The 21,428-nt window shown below is 58.2% G+C and carries 19 protein-coding genes; 6 read left to right on the forward strand and 13 right to left on the reverse strand.

Translation table 11 applies throughout. From position 1 onward, the window contains the following. Nucleotides 1-52: 52 nt before the first annotated feature. Both CWM61_RS21020 and CWM61_RS21025 read right to left on the reverse strand, forming a co-directional pair. Nucleotides 53-1,033: a nickel/cobalt transporter gene (locus CWM61_RS21020; protein WP_100631862.1), complete on the reverse strand. Its 981-nt coding sequence runs from the start codon at nucleotides 1,031-1,033 to the stop codon at nucleotides 53-55. Continuing rightward, the gene (locus CWM61_RS21025; protein WP_074387852.1) at nucleotides 1,024-1,662 is read right to left on the reverse strand and encodes a DUF1007 family protein; all 639 of its coding nucleotides are present in this window, start codon (nucleotides 1,660-1,662) and stop codon (nucleotides 1,024-1,026) included. The genes CWM61_RS21020 and CWM61_RS21025 overlap by 10 nt, the downstream gene beginning before the upstream one ends. Nucleotides 1,663-1,786: 124 nt before the next feature. On the opposite strand from CWM61_RS21025, the gene csiE reads away from it, so the two are divergent. Then, nucleotides 1,787-3,064, forward strand: a complete 1,278-nt coding sequence (csiE, locus tag CWM61_RS21030; protein ID WP_074387851.1) for a stationary phase inducible protein CsiE — start codon at nucleotides 1,787-1,789, stop codon at nucleotides 3,062-3,064. Here csiE and CWM61_RS21035 read toward each other — a convergent pair. After that, nucleotides 3,061-4,197 (reverse strand): 3-phenylpropionate MFS transporter, encoded by a 1,137-nt coding sequence (locus CWM61_RS21035; protein ID WP_100631863.1) that lies wholly within the window; start codon nucleotides 4,195-4,197, stop codon nucleotides 3,061-3,063. The genes csiE and CWM61_RS21035 overlap by 4 nt on opposite strands. 299 nt (nucleotides 4,198-4,496) lie before the next feature. Between CWM61_RS21035 and CWM61_RS21040 the strand changes: the two genes are divergently transcribed. Further along, a complete protein-coding gene (locus CWM61_RS21040; protein WP_100631864.1) occupies nucleotides 4,497-4,919 on the forward strand; it encodes a DoxX family protein in 423 nt (140 codons plus the stop codon). A 55-nt stretch (nucleotides 4,920-4,974) separates the two neighbouring features. On the opposite strand, the gene glyA is transcribed toward CWM61_RS21040, so the two are convergent. Then, nucleotides 4,975-6,228, reverse strand: a complete 1,254-nt coding sequence (gene glyA / locus CWM61_RS21045; protein WP_061153655.1) for a serine hydroxymethyltransferase — start codon at nucleotides 6,226-6,228, stop codon at nucleotides 4,975-4,977. Between the two features lie 325 nt (nucleotides 6,229-6,553). On the opposite strand from glyA, the gene hmpA reads away from it, so the two are divergent. Further along, nucleotides 6,554-7,744 (forward strand): NO-inducible flavohemoprotein, encoded by a 1,191-nt coding sequence (gene hmpA / locus CWM61_RS21050; RefSeq protein WP_100631865.1) that lies wholly within the window; start codon nucleotides 6,554-6,556, stop codon nucleotides 7,742-7,744. Nucleotides 7,745-7,818: 74 nt separating this feature from the next. Here hmpA and glnB read toward each other — a convergent pair whose 3' ends face one another. From glnB to purL, 5 genes are all read right to left on the reverse strand, one after another. Next, a complete protein-coding gene (gene glnB / locus CWM61_RS21055) occupies nucleotides 7,819-8,157 on the reverse strand; it encodes a nitrogen regulatory protein P-II (RefSeq protein ID WP_002914032.1) in 339 nt (112 codons plus the stop codon). A gap of 65 nt (nucleotides 8,158-8,222) precedes the next feature. Further along, nucleotides 8,223-9,560 (reverse strand): two-component system response regulator GlrR, encoded by a 1,338-nt coding sequence (glrR, locus tag CWM61_RS21060; protein WP_100631866.1) that lies wholly within the window; start codon nucleotides 9,558-9,560, stop codon nucleotides 8,223-8,225. After that, nucleotides 9,547-10,233: a two-component system QseEF-associated lipoprotein QseG gene (gene qseG / locus CWM61_RS21065; RefSeq protein WP_012540858.1), complete on the reverse strand. Its 687-nt coding sequence runs from the start codon at nucleotides 10,231-10,233 to the stop codon at nucleotides 9,547-9,549. The genes glrR and qseG overlap by 14 nt, the downstream gene beginning before the upstream one ends. Nucleotides 10,234-10,262: 29 nt before the next feature. Beyond that, entirely contained in the window at nucleotides 10,263-11,684 is a 1,422-nt protein-coding gene (locus CWM61_RS21070; RefSeq protein ID WP_100631867.1) for a sensor histidine kinase, read from the reverse strand. Nucleotides 11,685-12,275: 591 nt separating this feature from the next. Beyond that, the gene (gene purL / locus CWM61_RS21080; protein WP_100631868.1) at nucleotides 12,276-16,163 is read right to left on the reverse strand and encodes a phosphoribosylformylglycinamidine synthase; all 3,888 of its coding nucleotides are present in this window, start codon (nucleotides 16,161-16,163) and stop codon (nucleotides 12,276-12,278) included. 175 nt (nucleotides 16,164-16,338) lie between these two features. Here purL and mltF point away from each other — a divergent pair, with 175 nt between their 5' ends. Further along, on the forward strand, nucleotides 16,339-17,955 hold the full coding sequence (gene mltF / locus CWM61_RS21090) for a membrane-bound lytic murein transglycosylase MltF (protein WP_074387844.1): 1,617 nt from the start codon (nucleotides 16,339-16,341) through the stop codon (nucleotides 17,953-17,955). Here the strand turns inward: mltF and tadA are convergent. After that, nucleotides 17,952-18,461 (reverse strand): tRNA adenosine(34) deaminase TadA, encoded by a 510-nt coding sequence (gene tadA / locus CWM61_RS21095; RefSeq protein ID WP_210726768.1) that lies wholly within the window; start codon nucleotides 18,459-18,461, stop codon nucleotides 17,952-17,954. The two genes, mltF and tadA, sit on opposite strands and share 4 nt — an antisense overlap. A gap of 62 nt (nucleotides 18,462-18,523) precedes the next feature. Further along, nucleotides 18,524-19,159 (reverse strand): phosphatidylglycerophosphatase C, encoded by a 636-nt coding sequence (gene yfhb / locus CWM61_RS21100; RefSeq protein WP_074387842.1) that lies wholly within the window; start codon nucleotides 19,157-19,159, stop codon nucleotides 18,524-18,526. A gap of 212 nt (nucleotides 19,160-19,371) precedes the next feature. On the opposite strand from yfhb, the gene CWM61_RS21105 reads away from it, so the two are divergent. Then, on the forward strand, nucleotides 19,372-20,220 hold the full coding sequence (locus CWM61_RS21105) for a MurR/RpiR family transcriptional regulator (RefSeq protein WP_004144349.1): 849 nt from the start codon (nucleotides 19,372-19,374) through the stop codon (nucleotides 20,218-20,220). Between the two features lie 53 nt (nucleotides 20,221-20,273). Here CWM61_RS21105 and nadS read toward each other — a convergent pair whose 3' ends face one another. Then, a complete protein-coding gene (gene nadS / locus CWM61_RS21110; RefSeq protein WP_100631869.1) occupies nucleotides 20,274-20,570 on the reverse strand; it encodes a NadS family protein in 297 nt (98 codons plus the stop codon). 64 nt (nucleotides 20,571-20,634) lie between these two features. Next, nucleotides 20,635-20,958, reverse strand: coding sequence for a type II toxin-antitoxin system RelE/ParE family toxin (locus CWM61_RS21115; protein WP_074387840.1), 324 nt, complete (start codon nucleotides 20,956-20,958; stop codon nucleotides 20,635-20,637). A 203-nt stretch (nucleotides 20,959-21,161) separates the two neighbouring features. On the opposite strand from CWM61_RS21115, the gene CWM61_RS21120 reads away from it, so the two are divergent. Beyond that, on the forward strand, nucleotides 21,162-21,422 hold the full coding sequence (locus tag CWM61_RS21120) for a YfhL family 4Fe-4S dicluster ferredoxin (RefSeq protein ID WP_004144350.1): 261 nt from the start codon (nucleotides 21,162-21,164) through the stop codon (nucleotides 21,420-21,422). The last annotated feature ends 6 nt before the right edge of the window (nucleotides 21,423-21,428 follow it).

Raw genomic sequence — 21,428 nt, forward strand, 5'->3', positions numbered from 1 at the left:
TCACCAGCGGCAAGCACAGGCGCCCACTTTCGGATTTGCGCCCGGCGTCTGACTAAAACGGGCGGATCCCACCGCCGGCCGGGACCGCGGTGAACCACATCACTCCTGCCGCCGCCAGCAAAATCACGCCGCCGGCCAGCGCCAGCGTCAGCCAGCCCACCTGACGCCACAGCGGCGGCGCCTGGTGCTGACCCAGCTTCACCGCCAGCTGACGAAAACTGTGCACCAGCAACGCCAGCGCGGTGATGGTTAATGAGGTTCCCGCCGCCATCGCCAGCGCCGCCGCCATTCCCCAACTGAACACCCCGATCACCTTGCTGAACAGCAGCACCATGATCGCTCCCGAGCAGGGGCGCATGCCCATCGACAGGACGATCGCGGCGCGTGCCCGCCAGTCGTCGCCGCTCTGAAGCTGATCCGGCGCCGGGAGATGCTGGTGGCCGCAACCGCAGTGGTCATGATGCACATGATGCGGGGTAAAAGCGGTAAACCTTGGCCGGCTCAGCAGCCGATACAGCTTTTTCAACGCCCGCCAGCACAGCAGCAAGCCTAATGCGCCAACCAGCAGATAGCTGCCCTTCTCCAGCCAGAAACTGCTGAGATGCAGCTGGCGCGCCGGCAGCTGCAGCAGCGCCAGCACCACGACCACCAGCACGATGGCCACCAGCCCCTGTAATAAAGAGGCGGCCAGCGTCAGGTTAATGCTCGATTTCAGCTTCGAGGGATGGGTGGCGAGCCAGGTAGTTATGACAATTTTGCCGTGGCCGGGCCCTAAGGCATGCAGCACACCATAAACGAAACTGAACCCGAGCAGCGACAGGCCCGCCGCTGCCGGGTTCTCCGCCACCGCCTGCAGCAGGCGGCTGAGTTCCAGATTCAACGAGCGCTGCCAGACCGTGCTCTGCATCAGCACCAGCGGCCACGCCCGCCACAGCCACATGCCGCCGATGATGCTCACAGCCAGCAACAGCGCCAGCGGCCACAGCGCTTTCCAGCGCGAGGATCGCGCGCGCGGGGTAATAATTACTGACATGTCAGGGTCACCTTCTGAGCAAAATAGCTGCCCAGCGCCATATCCTCCGGCGGCGCATCCGCTTTATCCAGCGACTGGGCGTACGAGAGCATTTTGTCGTTCGGTTTTGGCGTCATCACCGTTGCCTTACAGGCGGCCCGCAGCGCGGCGGGCAGGGAAAAATCGCTATCCTTGTCATAAAACATGTCGACGTAGTAGGTCGGGTCAAAGGTGGAAAAGGTAAACGTCTGCCCGGCAACAGGTTGCGGCGTCGCCAGCGGCAGCATAAAGGTCAGTACCGCCTGCAGTCCGTCACGCTCGAGGCCATAGCCGTCGGGACGATTTTCAAATTTCACCCGCTGGCCGTTGTGCCACAGCTCGCTGAAATAGTGCTGGCCGAGCACGTTGGCCATCACCTCCGCCGCCAGCTTTTTCCATACTTCGCTGCCCGGTTTGGCGTTACCGGCATCATAGAGCAGATCCGATGAAGTAATTTCATCCATGGTCCAGCGCATTTTAAACCCGCTCAGCAGACCGTCTTTGACCACCGGCTCGCTCTGCAAACTAATGAAGCTATGCGGATGCGCGGCGGCTGAAAATGATAAAACCATGAAAAACGCCGCGCTGGTGCATTGTTTCACTCTGTTCATCTGTTCCTCACGTGAAAAATTCTGTGAACTTCACCAGCAATCCTGAGCTAAAGCGGGCGTTTCGCCCTGCCCCCGCCTCTGCCATTGTCTATTCTTAGCGAAAACCCTAACTGGAACTTACCAGATGATGACCGTCATTGAACCACCATCTGCGCTTTCCAGTCCACAGCGCCGTAGCCAGGTGCTCCTGATGTTTTATCTGCCCGGGCAGTCGGTGACGACTGAACGGCTTGGCAGGATCAACCTCGTTGATGAGTCCACGGCCCGGCAGGATATTGAGGAGACCGGACGCGAAATTCAGCGTTACCACCGTTTGACTCTCCGGTCACAGGTGGACGGCAGCTATCGGATTGAAGGCGCCGCGCTCGACCAACGTTTATGCCTGCTGCATGCGCTGCGGCGGGGGCTGCGCCTCTGCCCCCAATTCGTTAACCATCATTTTACCCCGGCCCTGAAAACGCAGCTTAAACAGGAAGGCATTGCCCGCACCTTATACGATGATACCAACCTGCAGGCGCTGGTGAACCGCTGCGCGCGGGCACTCAATCGTCAGTTTGACTGCCGCGATGTCCAGTTTCTGCGCCTGTATCTGCAGTACTGTCTGCTCGAGCATCACCGGGGATACTCTCCGGACTTCAATGATGAACAGCAGCGCTGGGCCCAGACCGCCGCCGAGTTTACCCTGGCGCAGGAGATTGTCCGCCACTGGCAGCGTCGGGTCGGCGCTCCGCCGCATGTTGGGGAGCCCTTCTTCCTCTCGCTGCTGTTTATGTTGCTCAAAACCCCCGACCCGGTCCGCGACGGTCACCCGCACGATCGCCGCCTGCGGCTGGCTATCTCCGGCCTGATCCATCGCTTCCAGGTCATCGCCGGCAGGGCTTTCAGTGATGAGCAGGGGCTGAGCGATCAACTCTATATTCATTTATCGCAGGCGTTGATCCGCAGCGTGTTTGCCATCGGCATCGACAGCACGCTCACGGAGGAAGTGAGTCGACTCTATCCTCGCTTACTGCGCACTACCCAGGCGGCATTGAGCGAATTCGAGGAGGCCTGGCATATCCGTTTTAATGAGGAAGAGACCGGCTTAATCGCGGTGATCTTTGGCGCCTGGCTGATGCAGAAAAGCGATCTGCACGAGAAGCAGGTGCTGTTGCTGACCGATGACAACCCGGCTATAGAAGAGGCCCTGGAACAGCAATTGCGCGAACTCACGCTGCTGCCGCTGAATATCAAATACCAGAGCGTGCAGCGCTTTCAGAAAGAAGGTGCGCCCAAAGGGGTGACGCTTATCGTCACCCCTTATGCGACGGCGCTACCGCTGTTTTCGCCGCCGCTGATCCACGCGGAAAACTGCTTCACTGAACGCCAGCAGCAGCATATCTGCGCGATGCTCGAAGACTAGGCCGCCACTGTTTTTGGCCGGATAACCAGCGCCGGGATCGTCAGCAGGGCCATCACCCAGAACACGCCCTGGTGCAGGTGCTGATAGAGGAAACCGGCGAAGACGGTCATGATGGCAATACTCCCACCCATCGCCACCGCGGAGTAGACGGCCTGCAGGCGGATCACTTCGCTGCCCTGACGAGCGGCGATATAGCGCATCGCCGCCAGATGGCACACCGTGAAGGTGCCGCAGTGAAGGATCTGCGCAAGGATGAGTCCCGGCAGCGCCGTGGTCCAGCCCATTAGCGTCCATCGGATCAGTCCGCAGACGGCGGAGAGCAGCAGCAGGTCGCGCGCGCTGAAGCGGCGGAACACCTTTTTACTCAACGCGAAGATCACCACTTCCGCCACCACACCTAACGACCACAGATAACCGACCGCCGAGGCAGAATAGCCGGCCTGCTGCCAGTAGATGGCGCTAAAGCCGTAGTAGGCGGCGTGCGCCCCCTGCAGCAAACAGACGCAGGCGAGAAAGCGCCAGCTCTGGCGCACCAGCGTCAGCCAGGCCGTCAGTCCGGCCCCCTGCTGCTGGCGCGACTCCCCCTGGGGCATCACCGACGGCTTAAGCAACATACCGAGCAGCATCGAGGCAGTCCCCAGGCTTAATATCAGCAGGATCGCCCGGTAGTCAAAGAGACTCACCAGCTTGCCAGTCAGCGCCGAACCAATAACGAAGGCAATGGAGCCCCATAGCCGCACCCGGCCATAGTCCATGGTGATCTGCTTTTGCCAGGTATTGGCCAGGGCATCCGTCAGCGGCACCAGCGGCGAAAAGAACAGGTTGAAGCCGATGATGACCGCCAGCAGCCATGCCACGTGGCTGCCGGCCCAGAAGGCCAGCGCGAAAAGCAAGGTTAACAGGGCCAGCACGCGCAACGCGGCAATGAGCCGGGAGGGGTCGCTGACCCGCGGGGCAATCAGCAGGCTCCCAAGAAAACGGGCCACCAGGCCGGCGCCAAGCAACAGGCCGATGGTTTCCGGCGTTAATCCGTTGCCTGCCAGCCAGACGCTCCAGAAGGGCAGAAAAATACCGTAGCTAAAAAAGTAGGTGAAATAACTGAGCGCCAGCCAGCGCGTGGAGTGCAAGACCATGATTTCCTCCCGAATGGTGGCGACAGTCTGGCGATAAACCCCATCTTGAGTAAACCGGTGTCTCACTCTCTATATGGAAGTTGAGTACATTTGTCTTTAAATCGTGACGCACATCACAGAGCGAGCACCATCCCATCGCCGGTTGTATAAATAAAATCCGATAACCGGGCATCAAAGTGCGAGCAACCCCGCAGCCAAATCCTGATGAAACGAAGCGCAACATTATTATGTTCTCACCGTGGCGGCGGGCAAATTTGTGTATTACGTTTAGATCACACTTCTCTCATAACGAGCTGATTATGAACACACTCCGCTATTTTGATTTTGGCGCTTCCCGCTCCTTGCTGCTGCTCATCGCCCGCATCGCCGTGGTGGTCCTGTTTATTCTTTTTGGTTATCCGAAACTGTTGGGCTTTGGCGGCACGGTGCAGTACATGGCCGCCTCCGACGCGCCAATGCCGACGCTGGCGGCGATTATCGCTGTGATTATGGAGGTCCCTGCGGCGATCTTAATTGTGCTGGGCTTTTTCACCCGCCCGCTGGCGGTCATCTTTATTTTTTATACGCTGGGTACGGCGGTGATTGGCCATCATTACTGGGATATGACCGGTGATGCAGTATTGCCGAACATGATTAATTTCTGGAAAAACGTCAGTATTGCCGGCGCTTTTCTGCTGCTGGCGATTACCGGCCCCGGCGCGATTTCACTCGACCGCCGCTAATCGGCAGACACAAAAAAGGCCGCAATCGCGGCCTTTTTTATTGCAACGTTAACGCTTACGCATAAACCGGGAAACGTGCGCAGATATCCAGCACTTTGCCTTTCACACGTTCAATGACGGCTTCGTCATTGATATTGTCCAACACGTCACACATCCAGCCAGCCAGCTCTTTGACTTCCGCTTCTTTAAAGCCGCGGCGAGTCACAGCCGGAGAACCGATACGGATACCGGAAGTCACGAACGGGCTCTTCGGATCGTTCGGCACGCTGTTTTTGTTCACGGTGATGTTGGCGCGGCCCAGGGCGGCGTCAGCTTCTTTACCGGTCAGGTTTTTATCCACCAGGTCCAGCAGGAACAGGTGGTTCTCAGTTCCGCCAGAAACCACTTTGTAACCGCGGCTCAGGAACACTTCCACCATCGCTTTCGCGTTTTTCGCAACCTGCTGCTGGTAAACTTTGAACTCTGGCTCCATCGCTTCTTTCAGCGCCACCGCTTTCGCCGCGATAACGTGCATCAGCGGGCCGCCCTGCGCGCTTGGGAACACGGCAGAGTTCAGTTTTTTGTACAGCTCTTCGCTACCGCCTTTCGCCAGAATCAGGCCGCCGCGCGGACCCGCCAGGGTTTTGTGGGTGGTGGTGGTCACAACGTGAGCATGCGGAACCGGGTTCGGATACACACCCGCGGCAATCAGGCCAGCCACGTGCGCCATATCGACGAACAGGTAGGCGCCGATGCTGTCGGCGATTTCACGCATTTTTGCCCAGTCAACGATACCGGAGTAAGCCGAGAAACCACCGATGATCATCTTCGGTTTGTGTTCCTGAGCCTGCTTCGCCATGTCGTCATAGTCAATTTTACCGGACTCATCAATACCGTAAGGGATGATGTTGTACAGTTTGCCGGAGAAGTTAACCGGGGAGCCGTGAGTCAGGTGGCCGCCCTGCGCCAGGTTCATACCGAGTACGGTATCGCCCGGCTGCAGCAGCGCGGTGTAGACCGCAAAGTTAGCCTGAGAGCCGGAGTGCGGCTGGACGTTAGCATAGTCAGCGCCGAACAGTTCTTTCGCGCGGTCGATAGCCAGTTGCTCAACCACGTCGACATATTCACAGCCGCCGTAGTAACGCTTGCCCGGATACCCTTCAGCATATTTGTTGGTCAGCTGAGAGCCCTGCGCCTGCATGACGCGCGGACTGGTGTAGTTTTCGGAGGCGATCAGTTCGATGTGCTCTTCCTGACGTACTTTTTCCTGCTCCATAGCCTGCCACAGTTCGGCATCATAATCGGCAATGTTCATTTCACGCTTTAACATCCGCATCTCCTGACTCAGCTAACAATAAAATTTCGGCCTAAAAAGGCGGTCCGATTGGACAACGGCCCACAGTATAACCTAATCATTCTGTGATAACAGGTCTTGACAAAGGATTTTACGCAAACGATTGGCTCCGCATGATACAAGGCTTTGAGCAATAACGTCTCTCTCATTATCAACGGATTTCTTTTCAGGTTTGTGATGCAAATTCTTCATGTTGTAACGGCATCGGGGCTAAGTGTTAAAGAACCATTTACATAGCAGGGTTATTTCTATAAGATGCATTTAAAATACATCAATAAGATAACACACAAGGAAGCACGCTATGCTCGACGCTCAAACCATCGCCACGGTCAAAGCCACCATCCCCCTGCTGGTAGAGACCGGCCCAAAGCTCACCGCCCATTTCTACGATCGTATGTTCGCGCATAATCCGGAGCTCAAAGAGATCTTCAACATGAGCAACCAGCGCAACGGCGATCAGCGCGAAGCGTTATTCAACGCCATTGCCGCCTACGCCAGCAATATCGATAACCTGCCCGCCCTGCTGCCGGCGGTGGAAAAAATCGCCCAGAAACACACCAGCTTCCAGATCAAACCGGAGCAGTACAACATCGTTGGCAGCCATCTGCTGGCGACCCTCGATGAAATGTTCAGCCCGGGTCAGGAAGTGCTTGATGCCTGGGGGAAAGCTTACGGCGTGCTGGCGAACGTCTTTATCGGCCGCGAAGCCGAGATTTATCAGCAAAACGCCAGTAAAACCGGCGGCTGGGAAGGGACCCGCGCGTTCCGCATCGTGAAGAAAACCCCGCGTAGCCAGCTCATCACCAGCTTTGAACTGGCGCCGGTCGACGGCCAGCCGGTCGCCGATTACCAGCCGGGGCAGTACCTGGCCATCTGGCTGAAACCGGAAGGCTTCGACTATCAGGAAATTCGTCAATACTCTTTAACCCGCAAAGCAGACGGCAAAGGCTACCGCATCGCGGTAAAACGTGAGGACGGCGGTCAGGTTTCCAGCTGGCTGCATAACCATGCCAGCGAAGGCGATGTGGTCTATTTAGCCGCGCCGGCGGGGGACTTCTTCCTTAACGTTGAACCGCAGACACCGGTCACCCTGCTCTCCGGCGGCGTCGGGCAAACGCCGATGCTGGCGATGCTGGATGCGCTGGCGAAGAGCGGTCATCAAGGTCAGGTGAACTGGTTCCATGCGGCAGAAAATGGCGACGTTCACGCCTTTGCCGATGAAGTGAGTGCGCTTGGCGCGGCGCTGCCGGCGTTTACCTCTCACGTGTGGTATCACAACCCGAGCGAAGCCGACCGTCAGGCAGGACGTTTTGATAGCGAAGGTTTGATGGATTTAGCGGCAGTGGCGGACAATATTCGCGACCCGCAGATGCAGTTCTATCTCTGCGGCCCGGTAGCGTTTATGCAGTTTGCAGCGAAGCAGCTGGTAGAATTAGGGGTCAATAAAGACAACATTCATTACGAATGTTTCGGCCCGCATAAGGTGCTGTAAGCCCCGACGACGCGGGGATTTGTAGGCCGGGTAAGCGCAGCGCCACCCGGCAAGACTGCAGTGAGCGGCGAGAGTTAAATCGCCGCGTCGTCTTCTTCACCGGTACGGATACGAATAACCCGCGCGACGTCGAAGACAAAGATTTTACCGTCGCCGATTTTACCGGTCTGCGCCGTACGGATGATGGTATCGACGCAGGTATCGACGATATCGTCAGTCACCACGATTTCAATTTTCACCTTCGGCAGAAAATCCACCATGTACTCCGCACCGCGGTACAGCTCGGTATGACCCTTCTGGCGGCCAAAGCCCTTCACTTCCGTCACCGTCATCCCGGTGATGCCGACTTCGGCCAGCGCTTCACGCACGTCATCCAGTTTGAAAGGTTTAATAATCGCATCAATCTTTTTCATGGTGTTCCTGTCTTAGTCGCGTAACCGGTTGCTTACCGTATCATAACTTGCGCTATGTTGCGGAGCTACTCTTTAAAGTCGTTGGCGTCGAGCTCATGGCGCGACAGCAGTTTATAGAATTCGGTGCGGTTGCGCCCTGCCATCCGCGCGGCGTGGGTGACATTGCCTTTAGTAATTTGCAGCAGTTTACGCAGGTAGTTCAGCTCAAACTGATTACGCGCCTCCACGAAGGTCGGCAGCGCGGTATTCTCTCCTTCCAGCGCCTGCTCCACCAGCGCGTCGCCGATCACCGGCGACGAGGTCAGGGCCACACACTGCTCGATCACGTTCACCAGCTGGCGCACGTTACCCGGCCACTTGGCGGCCATCAGCCGCTTCATCGCATCGCTGGAAAACGCCCGTACAAACGGCTTATGGCGATCGGCGGACTGGCGCAGCAAATGATTAGCCAGCAGCGGGATATCCTCAGCCCGTTCGGAAAGCGGTGGGATCTTCAGATTCACCACGTTGAGGCGGTAAAACAGATCTTCGCGGAACTCGCCGCGGGCCATCGCCTTCGGCAGGTCTCGGTGGGTGGCGGAGATGATCCGTACGTTGATCTCGATATCACGGTTGCTGCCCAGCGGACGCACCTTACGCTCCTGCAGGACGCGCAGCAGCTTCACCTGCAGCGCAACTGGCATATCGCCGATCTCGTCGAGAAACAGCGTACCGCCCTCAGCGGCCTGGAATAATCCTTCACGGTTACTGACCGCGCCGGTAAAGGCACCCCGCGCATGACCGAAGAGCTCAGACTCGAGCAGTTGTTCCGGCAGCGCGCCGCAGTTGATCGCCACGAACGGCTTATCATGACGCGGGCTGGCGTTATGGATCGCCTGAGCGACGATCTCCTTCCCGGTCCCGCTCTGGCCATTAATCAGCACGCTGACGTCCGATTGCGCCACCATCCCGGCCTGCTCAAGCAGGCGTAGCATCAGCGGGCTGCGGGTCACAATCGCCTGGCGCCAGGTTTCGTCGGTGGCCGGCGAGCGCTGCTCCAGCGCCTCATCAATGGCTTTATACAAGGCATCTTTATCGACCGGCTTGGTCAGGAAGCTGAACACCCCCTGCTGGGTCGCGGCCACGGCGTCGGGAATCGAACCATGGGCGGTGAGAATAATCACCGGCATGCCGGGCATCCCCTTCTGGATCTCGCTGAACAGCTGCAGGCCGTCCATTTCATCCATCCGCAGATCGCTAATCACCAGATCCACTTTCTCACGCCCCAGCACGCGCAGCGCGTCCGGCCCGCTCTCGGCGGTGACCACGCTGTAGCCTTCGCTGATCAGGCGCATGCCCAGCAGCTTCAACAGTCCCGGATCGTCATCCACCAGCAGCAAACGCGCCGGTTTACGGATCGTCATGGATCACCTCCGGCACTTTTTCGCTGCCGAAATTGCCGCCCGGCTTGCGGCTGGAGAGCTGACGCTCAATATCCGTCAGGTTCTCCAGCTTGCGGGTGGTCAGCTCCAGCTGTTCGCGCAGCGCCTGCTCCTGCTGTCGCAGCGTCTCCAGTTCGCTATCGCTGGACTGCTGAAGCTTCGCGTAACGGGCACGCTCTTCCACCAGCTGCAGCTGACGGGTCTGGCCGTCGCGCCAGAGCTGATACAGCGGGCGGACCTGAACGGCGATTTGCGGGCTGAAGGTATCGAGACGCGCCACCAGGTCGCGACGCTCGTCGGGAGTAATTTTGGCATCAGCAAGCAGGATGCCGCGACGGAACGCGTCCTGCCAGCTATCGTCGGTATGGCGTTTCGCCTCCGCCCGCGCCTGCGCCGGTGCGAGGCGATCGGCACAGTCAATGCCCCGCAGCCAGTAGAGGGGATTTTTGTCGCTGGCATCGCTGCTGTGCGCCCAGATGTCCGCGCAGTCTACCGCGACAAAATCGGCCACCTGATGCTGCGCCTGCCCGGAGGCGGCGGTACCTTCCGCCGTATGCGGTGAAAAGCCGGCGGAACACCCCGCCAGCGTCAGACAAGCAATGCCTGAAAGCAGCCATCCGCGAAGGGAACGGCGCCAGGCCAGGAATTGGGACATAGTTCCCCGATATCGATTCATAAGTTGGATTATTCCGGCGCTGAGGGAAGCGTAATGCGAAAACAGACCTGCCCGGCGGGCGCGTCAACTAAGCTGAGCTCCCCTTGCATCTGCCGGACGCAGTCGCGGGCGATACTCAACCCCAGCCCACTGCCCTTAACGGCCCCTTTACGCTGGTGACTCCCCTGGTAAAAAGGCTCGAAAATCATATTCTTTTCCGCGGCCGGGATCGGTTCGCCGCTGTTGGCGACATCAATACGCACCTGCTCTCCGTGCCGGTAGCTGTGGATACGGATGTTACCGGATTCAGCGCCATAGTGCACCGCATTGGAGTAGAGATTATCCATTACGCTTATCAATAGCGCAGGCTCTGCCAGGCAACGCCGCGCCTGCAGCGTCAGTTCAGTATGCATCAGTTTAGCCCGCGCGGGCAGGCTGTGCGCCGCCACGACGTTTTCCACCAGTTCCACCAGGTCCACTTCTTCGCGTGTCACCGGCCCGTCGGCCTGTTTTCGGTTGTAGTCCAGCAACTGTTCAATCAGCTTTTGCAGGTTACGACTACTGCTGTCGAGGATCTCGACGATCTCCTGCTGCTCAGGGGTCAGTGGCCCGGCGACCCGGTCGGCCAACAGCTCGGTACCTTCACGCATACTGGCCAGCGGGGTTTTCAGCTCATGCGACAGATGACGAAGAAATTGATGCCGCTGCGACTCCAGCCACGCCAGGCGTTCGCTGAGCCAGATGATGCGCTTGCCCACCGAGCGCAGCTCGCGCGGGCCGGTAAACAATGCGGCGTCGTCCGGCGACTTCCCTGCCCCCAGCTGATTGATCATTCTTTCTATGCCTTTCACCGGGCCGATAATCATGCGGGTGAAGAGCAGCACCAGCGCCAGGCTCAGCAGAAACAGCACCAACGCCTGCCAGCCGAAAAACTGGCCGCGTTCGGCAATCTCCTGCTGCAGCTGCTGGCCGCGGGAATAGACGACTGCCCGGGTCGCCTGCACCATATCGCTGTTATTGCTGGCGAAAACTTCCAGTCTGGCGGCCGCCTGGGCATCGGGGCCGCTATTTTTACATTGCAACTGCGCCAGATCGCTGACGTCCTGACGCAACGCCTGCCAGAGTTTCTCGTCCGGTAGCACGCCGGCATGGGCATCCAGCATCTGGCTGTAGCGCTGTCGCTGATTCTGATACACCCGCGCCAGCGTCGGATCGTCCAGCACGCAGTACTGGCGATAGCTGCGCTCCATCTCCAGCGCGGCATTGATCATCGCCTCGCTGCGTCGGGCATCGACCAGCGTAGTGCGGTTGATATGCGCCGCCTGGGCGCTAAGGGCATTCAGGCTCTGCCAGGCCTGCCATGCCAGCACCAGTAACGGCAGCAGGATCAGCACAAAGGAGAGCGTCACCAGCTGACGCAGCGAACGGGGAAAAAGAGAGAGTCGCTTCAAGGATGTTGTCTCAATCATTAGCTCTGGTCGATGCTAACTGAGGAGCGCGCCAGAGAAAAGGGCTACCGCTGACTGCTGCGCCGCAGAAACAACAAAGCCAGGCGCAAGGCCTGGCTTTGTTCAGGAATGAGGCGGTGCCTTACTCGACGTTTCGCCCGATGTCTGATAAAGCCAGGCTATTATCAGGAGTTGGACGGCAGGCACCTGTTTGTGCGTCATTCGAAGTTTATGTAGCGCGTCCCGAAGGGGCTGACATAAGAAGGTGAATGAGCCACTGGTTAATATTATGCATGAACTATGCCATCTTTCAAAACATTTTATTAACACACTGATATTTATGATATTAGTTCAATATCATCACCCAATCAGAGCTGTGCGCTTTTTATTCACACTGTCGCCAATTGACGACGCTAAATAAGCGCTTAATCACTCATCAATTAAATCAATAACTTAAATGTCTCCTATTAGAGACACCATAACATAGCGGTTGTCGGCAATTCCCGACACCCTGGCGTGCCGGCCATCACAGATAAAAAAAGCCCCCTGCCTGAGCAGGGGGCCGATACGTCCGCGTGACACGCTGCGGGGAGATTAACCCAGCTGTTTACGCGCGTTACGGAAGATACGCATCCACGGGCTGTCCTCGCCCCAGTTCTCCGGGTGCCAGGAGTTGCTTACGGTGCGGAAGACGCGTTCCGGGTGCGGCATCATGATGGTCGCGCGCCCGCTTTCGCTGGTCACCGCGGTGATACCGTTCGGGGAACCGTTCGGGTTCGCCGGATAGGTTTCGGTCACTTTGCCGAAATTATCCACGAAGCGCAACGCCACCAGACCTTTGCTCTCCAGCTGGGCCAGATGCGCGCTGTCGCGCACTTCCACCTGACCTTCGCCGTGGGAGACCGCAATCGGCATCCGCGAGCCAACCATGCCTTCCAGCAGCAGGGATGGGCTTTGCGTCACTTCCACCAGGCTAAAGCGCGCTTCGAAGCGGTCAGACTGGTTACGCACAAAGCGCGGCCAGAGGTCGCTGCCCGGGATCAGTTCACGCAGGTTGGACATCATCTGACAGCCGTTGCACACGCCGAGCGCCAGGGTCTGCGGACGGTGGAAGAACGTCGCGAACTCATCGCGCACGCGCTCGTTGAACAGAATCGACTTCGCCCAGCCTTCACCCGCGCCCAGCACGTCGCCGTAGGAGAAGCCGCCGCAGGCCACCAGGGCATGGAAATCCCCCAGACCGGTGCGGCCCGCCAGCAGGTCGCTCATATGCACGTCGATGGCGTCAAAGCCGGCGCGATGGAAGGCTGCCGCCATTTCAACGTGGGAGTTCACCCCCTGCTCGCGCAGGACGGCCACTTTCGGACGCGCGCCGGTGGCAATGTACGGCGCCGCAACGTCGTCATTAATATCAAACGAAAGCTTCACATTGAGGCCCGGGTCGGCGTCATTGGCTTTCGCCTCGTGCTCCTGATCGGCGCAGGCCGGGTTGTCACGTAGGCGCTGCATCTGCCAGGTGGTTTCCGCCCACCACATACGCAGCGTGGTACGGCTTTCGCTAAACACCGTCTGACCGTTGGCAGTCAGCACAAAGCGATCGCCCTCAACCGCTGTACCGAGGTAATGCACGCAGTCTGCCAGACCGTTAACCGCCAGAATGGCTTCCACCGCCTCACGGTCTACGGCACGTACCTGGATCACCGCCCCCAGCTCTTCGTTGAACAGCGCGGCCAGACGGTCGTCGCCCAGCGCGGCGATATCTGCTTCCAGGCCACAGTGGCCGGTAAAGGCCATTTCCGCCAGGGTCACCAGCAGGCCGCCATCGGAGCGGTCGTGGTAGGCCAGCAGTTTACGCTGCGCCACCAGAGCCTGCATCGCATCCCAGAAGCCTTTCAGCTGAGCAACATCACGCACATCAGCTGGCTTGTCGCCGAGCTGGCGATAGACCTGCGCCAGGGCCGTCGCGCCCAGCGCGTTGTGGCCTTTACCGAGGTCGATCAGCAGCAGAGCGTTATCTTCTGTAGAAAGCTGCGGCGTGACGGTATGACGAACATCTTCGACACGGGCAAAGGCGGAGATCACCAGCGACAGCGGGGAGGTCATCTCGCGCTGCTCGCTGCCTTCCTGCCAGCGGGTTTTCATCGACATCGAGTCTTTGCCGACTGGAATGGTCAGGCCCAGCGCCGGACACAGCTCTTCGCCGACCGCTTTCACTGCCTCATACAGGCCAGCGTCTTCGCCCGGGTGGCCAGCGGCGGCCATCCAGTTAGCCGACAGCTTCACGCGGTTCAGCTCGCCAATCTGCGTGGCGGCGATGTTGGTCAGCGCTTCACCGACGGCCAGACGGCCAGAGGCCGCGAAGTCCAGCAGGGCAACCGGGGCGCGCTCGCCCATCGCCATCGCTTCACCGTAGTAGCTGTCGAGGCTGGCGGTGGTTACCGCGCAGTTGGCCACCGGGATCTGCCACGGGCCGACCATCTGGTCGCGGGCGACCATGCCGGTCACCGTACGGTCGCCGATGGTCACGAGGAAGGTTTTCTCGGCCACCGTCGGCAGATGCAGAACGCGATTTACCGCATCGGCAAGGGTAATCGGTTGGCGATCCAGCGCGCTGCCCTGAGCTTTCAGGGTCTGCACGTCGCGGGTCATTTTCGGCGTTTTGCCGAGCAGGACGTCCAGCGGCAGGTCGATCGGCTGATCGTTAAAGTGGCTGTCGCTCAGGCTCAGGTGCTGCTCAGCGGTAGCTTCGCCGATAACGGCATAAGGCGCGCGTTCGCGGCGGCACAGTTCGTCGAACAGCGGCAGTTGCTCCGGCGCGACCGCCAGGACATAACGTTCCTGCGATTCGTTACACCAGATCTCCAGCGGGCTCATCCCTGGCTCATCGCTGAGAATATCGCGCAGCTGGAATTTACCGCCGCGGCCGCCGTCGCTCACCAGCTCCGGCATGGCGTTGGAGAGACCGCCCGCGCCAACATCGTGGATAAAGAGGATCGGGTTGGCGTCGCCCAGCTGCCAGCAGCGGTCGATCACTTCCTGACAGCGGCGTTCCATTTCCGGGTTGTCACGCTGTACGGAGGCGAAATCGAGGTCGGCATCGGACTGGCCGGAGGCCATAGAAGACGCCGCGCCGCCGCCGAGGCCGATGTTCATCGCCGGGCCGCCCAGCACGATCAGCTTCGCCCCGACGGTAATCTCGCCCTTCTGCACATGCTCGCCGCGGATGTTGCCGATACCGCCGGCCAGCATGATCGGTTTGTGGTAGCCGCGCAGCTCTTCGCCATTGTGGCTGGTGACTTTCTCTTCATAGGTGCGGAAGTAGCCGTTCAGCGCCGGACGACCAAACTCGTTGTTAAACGCCGCGCCGCCCAGCGGGCCTTCGGTCATGATGTCCAGGGCCGTGACAATGCGGTCCGGTTTACCGAAATCTTCTTCCCACGGCTGCTCGAAGCCCGGAATACGCAGGTTGGAAACCGAGAAACCCACCAGGCCCGCTTTCGGCTTCGCGCCGCGGCCGGTGGCGCCTTCATCACGGATTTCGCCGCCGGAGCCGGTTGCCGCGCCCGGCCATGGAGAGATGGCCGTCGGGTGGTTATGGGTTTCCACCTTCATCAGAATGTGCGCCGGCTCCTGATGGAAGTCGTAGCGCCCGGTCTGGTGGTCGGCAAAATAGCGCCCCACTTCAGACCCTTCCATCACTGCGGCATTGTCTTTATAGGCCGACAGGACGTAGTCCGGCGTTTTTTCGAAGGTGTTTTTGATCATTTTGAACAGCGACTTCGGCTGCTGTTCGCCGTCGATGATCCAGTCGGCGTTGAAAATCTTGTGGCGGCAATGCTCAGAGTTCGCCTGGGCGAACATATACAGCTCAATATCGTTCGGATTGCGGCCCAGACGGGTAAACGCATCCTGCAGGTAGTCAATTTCGTCATCTGCCAGCGCCAGCCCCAGACGGAGGTTGGCGTCAATCAGCGCCTGGCGGCCCTCGCCCAGCAGGTCAACGCTGGTGACCGGCGTCGGCTGATGGTGGGCAAACAGCGTCTCGCCCGCTTCCAGGGCGTCGAAGACGCTCTCCATCATGCGGTCGTGCAGTTCCGCCGCCACGGCGGTCCACTGTGCTTCGGTCAGGGTTGAGGCTTCAACGTAATACGCCACGCCGCGCTCCAGGCGCACGACCTGAGTCAGACCGCAGTTGTGAGCGATATCGGTAGCTTTAGAAGACCAGGGAGAGATGGTGCCAGGGCGAGGGGTCACGAGCAGTAATTTACCGGTCGGGGTATGGCTATTTAAGCTCGGGCCATACTGAAGCAGTCGCGCCAGGCGCTCGCGATCGTCAGCGCTCAGCGGAGCGTTCAGATCGGCAAAATGAATATACTCGGCATATATGGCGCTTACCGGAAGGTTGGCCGCCTGAAATCGTGCCAGCAGTTTATTGATACGGAATGCCGACAGTGCAGGTGAACCACGCAAAATTTCCATCATAAGTCTCTCGTCTTCGAAGCTTTCAGGGTGAGCCAGGGGGGGAAACGGGCGTCATTATAGTGAATCCTGCGCCCCGACGAAACCGTTTGCGTAGAAATAAAATGATTCATCAGCTTTATCAATAAATGTGACGACCATTGCGAATAAGTTGCCAACTGGCGCATTCTTAAGCAGAATGCCGCTCATTCAACGACAACCTTGCGTTTTTTCCGGACATCGCCTGCTGAGGAACTTGAAGCTGCAGAAGATTAACGCTCTGAAAAAATTAAAGATTAATTATCTGCTGATCGGCATTGTCACCCTTTTGCTGGCGGCGGCCCTGTGGCCGTCAATCCCCTGGTCCGGCAAACCCGAGAACCGGGTGGCGGGCATTATCGCTCGCGGCGAGCTGCGCATCAGCACCATCAACTCGCCGATGACCTTCGCCACCATGAACAATAAAACGTTCGGTCTGGATTATGAACTGGCGAAACAGTTTGCTGACTACCTGGGCGTAACGCTTAAGGTAACCGTCCGGCAGAACATCAGCCAGCTGTTTGACGACCTCGACGACGGTCAGGCCGATATGCTGGCCGCCGGTCTGGTCTATAACCAGGAGCGGGTGAAAAACTACCAGGCCGGCCCCACCTACTATTCTGTTTCCCAACAGCTGGTCTATCGTGTCGGTAATATCCGGCCACGCACTCTCGCGTCGCTGACCGCCGAGCAGCTCACCATCGCTCCGGGTCACGTGGCGATCAACGACCTGCAGGCCTTAAAAGCGGAGAAATACCCGGATCTTGCCTGGCGTGTGGACGAGAAGCGCGGTACCACGGCCCTGATGCAGGCGGTGATTGACGGCAAACTCGATTACACCGTCGCCGACTCGGTGGCCGTCAGCCTGTTTCAGCGCGTCCATCCGGAGCTGGCGGTAGCCCTGGATATCACCGACGAACAGCCGGTCACCTGGTTTAGCGCCCGGGGCGAAGATAATTCGCTGTCGGCGGCGATGCTTGATTTCTTCAATAACATTAATGAAGACGGTACGCTGGCACGCCTGGAGGAAAAATACCTCGGCCACGGCAACGACTTCGATTACGTCGACACCCGCACCTTCCTCCGTGCAGTGGAGAATATTCTACCGGACGTGCAGCCGCTGTTTGAAAAGTACGCCCGCGAGATTGACTGGCGCCTGTTGGCCGCGATCGCCTGGCAGGAATCCCACTGGGATCCGCAGGCCACCTCCCCCACCGGCGTGCGCGGTATGATGATGCTGACGCGCAATACCGCGCAAAGCCTGGGGCTGACTGACCGGACCGATGCGGCGCAGAGTATCGACGGCGGCATGCGCTATCTGCAGGATATGATGGATAAAGTGCCGGATTCGATCCCGAAAGACGAACGCATCTGGTTTGCGCTGGCTGCTTACAATATGGGCTATGCCCATATGCTGGACGCCATGGCGCTCACCCGCAAACAAAAAGGCAATCCCAACAGCTGGGCAGACGTTAAGCTGCGTTTACCCCTGCTGAGCCAGAAGCCTTATTACAGCAAACTTAAATACGGCTATGCGCGCGGCCATGAGGCCTACGCCTATGTGGAAAACATCCGCAAATATCAGATAAGCCTTGTCGGCTATTTGTCAGAGAAGGAGCGCCAGCAACAGCAAACGCTGGCCCTGGCTGAGGATTACCCGGCCGTGCTGCCGAATGAACTCGAACAGCCGCAGGAGACTACACTGCCCTTTTTCAAGTTTCGCGCCGATAAGCAGATGGATAATGCCCGGTTAAAACTCCCCGGCCACCTGTATTAACCTTCTCCGGTCTGCTCCCGGGCTTTCTTCAGCGCTTTTTTCTCTTCCCGCCGCCAGCGAAAGAAGTCGCTCAGCATGGTAGAGCAGGACTCCGCCAGCACGCCTTCGCTTATTTCAACCCGATGATTCATTCCCGGATGGTGCAGGACATCTATCAGCGAGCCGGCGGCGCCGGTCTTGGCATCGCGGGCGCCAAAGACCAGGCGGGCGATGCGGCTGTGCACCATGGCGCCAGCGCACATGACGCAAGGCTCCAGGGTCACGTACAGCGTGGCGTCGATCAGGCGATAGTTTTGCAGCACCAGTCCGCCCTGGCGTAAAGCCATAATTTCCGCGTGAGCGGTGGGGTCGTGACGGCCGATCGGCCGGTTCCAGCCCTCGCCGATGACCTGGTTGTTATGCACCAGCACCGCGCCCACCGGCACCTCGCCCTCTTCCCAGGCGCGCTTTGCCAGCGTCAGGGCATGACGCATCCAGTATTCATCATTGATTTCGAGGTCAGACACAGCGGCCACTCCAGCAGAAAAAGCGGGGCGCATTATACATGGGCGCTATCAATTACACACTATTACTCCAGCTGCTGGAGCTCTCCCTGAGGCGTTACCCGCCAGCGATGCTGGCAAAAGCCGAGCAACGGGTTGTCCTGCTCACTGTCGCTATAGCCGCTGTACAGCCGCAGCGGCGCGCCAATCTTTTTCTCCAGTTGCACCACTTTTTCATGCCCCAGGCAGCGCAGGGTCAATACCCAGCCGCCCCTGCGGCGCGCGGTGCGACTGGCAATCAGATTGACCCGTGGCAGCCAGAGGGTATCGCGATAGACCTGCTCCACCAGCGACTGCGGCGAGCCGGTGATCAACCAGACGTCGGCATCGGTGCTGGTCAGGTACGCCGTGAGCCGCGCATGAACCACCGGAAACGCCGTCACATGATGGCGAAACCAGCCGACAAATTCCGCTTCCAGTCGCTTCAGTACCGCCTCACGACGGCCAAAGGTTGATGCCCACAACAGGAGACTCATCGGCCAGCGCGCCGCCCGCCCACAAACCGCCAGACCGACAAGGATCACTGGCACCATCGGCACCACCAGCAGCAGGTTTAGCGGCAGATTACGCAACAGGTAGCGCAGGAAACTGCCGAACATATCCTGCTGATGCAAGGTTCCATCCAGATCGAAAAACACCACTTTCCGTTCATTGTGCTGCAAACTGCCTCCTTATGTCAGGACTCGCTTCTCGTTAGGTTAAGCTTAACAGCCTTACGCCGCGAAGAGGGAAAACATCCCCTGCCGTTAAGGAAGAATTAAAGTAGCAGGCTAAGGAAAAATTGTGGCTCAAGAATTTTTAATTCGTGGTATACCCCTTATAATCGAATAAAAATTCTGTCAGTCACGAGCCGGACGGCTCCAGCGGAGCTCCAATGAACTGTTTAACGCGTATTCGTCAGCGCTATCCCACCCTGGCGGCGAGCGACAAAAAGTTGGCCGATTATATTCTGAGCCAGCCCGATGAGACCCGGCACCTCAGCTCGCAGCAGCTGGCGGCGGAAGCCGGTGTGAGTCAGTCCAGCGTGGTTAAATTTGCCCAGAAGCTGGGATTCAAAGGCTTTCCGGCACTGAAGCTGGCCCTCAGTGAGGCGCTGGCGAGCAGCCCGGATCCGCACTCCGTCCCGGTGCATAACCACATTCGCGGTGACGACCCGCTGCGACTGGTGGGCGAGAAACTGATTAAAGACAATGTCGCCGCCATGCATGCTTCACTGGACGTCAACACCGAAGAGACGTTACGGGAAGCGGTCACGCTGCTGCGAAACGCCCGGCGGGTGATCGTCACCGGCATCGGCGCATCCGGTCTGGTGGCGCGTAACTTTAGCTGGAAGCTGATGAAGATCGGCATCAACGCTGTTTCTGAGCAGGATATGCACGCCCTGCTGGCGACAGTGCAGGCCATGTCCAGCGACGATCTGCTGCTGGCGATCTCTTACTCCGGCGAGCGCCGGGAGATCAATATGGCGGCAGGCGAAGCGCTGCGCGTGGGCTGCAAGATCCTGGCGATCACCGGCTTTAGCCCTAACGCCCTGCAGCAGCAGGCAACCCACTGCCTGTATACCATTGCCGAAGAACAGGCGACGCGCAGCGCGGCCATCTCCTCCACCAGCGCGCAAATGATGCTCACCGACCTGCTATTTATGGGGCTGGTGCAGCAGGATCTGGAGCGGGCGCCGGAGCGCATTCGCCATAGCGAAGCGCTGGTGAAAAAGCTGGTCTGAGCAGAAAATGGGCGTCAGAAAATACTGCCACGCCCATTATGAGTATCAAAAATCTAAATTGCTTTAAGGTGATTGATAATAAAAGGATTGAGCTGTAATAAAAGCAGCAATTTTCTCGGGGCGCCGGTTGGCTCGCGCCGTTTAGTTTCCCAGCTTTTAACTAAGTCATAGCTAACGCCTACGGCGAGAGCAAAATCCTGCTGTTTTAAGCCGGTAGCCTCGCGAATCGCTTTCACATCAATCGGGCTAAAAGTGTGAACATACTGCGGCTCTGGCGTTTGCTCACCTTTTTCAATTCTTACCATTTCTTCTGCACTGGCCAGCAGATCGGCAAATAACTCGTCTTTCATCTGTACCTCATCGCCCTCGTGGACACCACAACTGGCACCGTTGCCTTGTGGGAGTGACAGAACCTCAGCGGGATACCAGCATAGCGGATAACTGCTTCAGCATCTTCTTTTGTTCTTCCGTTAAATCATCCAGCTCATTTTTGGGATAGACCAATGCCAGATAAATTCGCCCTTTACGCGTCACATTGTAATAAATAATTCTCACCCCGCCACGCTTGCCCATCCCCGGTCGGTTCCAGCGAATTTTTCGAAATCCCCCAGTCCCTACGATGGTATCGCCAGCCTCAGGATCCTCAATCAACATCTCCTGAAAAACGCGAAACTCGTCATCCGGTAGAAGCGCCTGACGCCGTTTACTGAAACCCTGCAGCTCAATAAAAGTGTACATACCGCATCCTGCGTATGATGATTATAAAATCATCATAAGTGTACCGAGTACAACAATCAAGCTGATAAATGTACCCGGTACATCTTTAGTCCAACGGGATTGTTGAGTATGAGCCATAGCGAAGCGCTGGTGAAAAAGCTGGTCTGAGCAGAAAATGGGCGTATAATGCCCGCCCTGTTTGTGTTGTTTCTGAGACTTTCCTGATGGCGCTGTTAATTACCAAAAAATGCATCAACTGCGATATGTGCGAACCGGAGTGCCCGAATGAGGCCATTTCGATGGGTGATAGCATTTATGAAATTAACAGCGACCGCTGCACCGAGTGCGTGGGTCATTACGACACGCCAACCTGCCAGAAAGTGTGCCCGATCCCGAATACGATCCTGAAAGATCCGGCACACGTCGAGAGTGAAGAACAGCTGTGGGATAAATTCGTGCTAATGCACCACGCGGATAAAATTTAACCGCCA

Source organism: Klebsiella sp. K-Nf6 (genome assembly GCF_002806655.1).
Lineage (GTDB): Bacteria > Pseudomonadota > Gammaproteobacteria > Enterobacterales > Enterobacteriaceae > Klebsiella > Klebsiella variicola.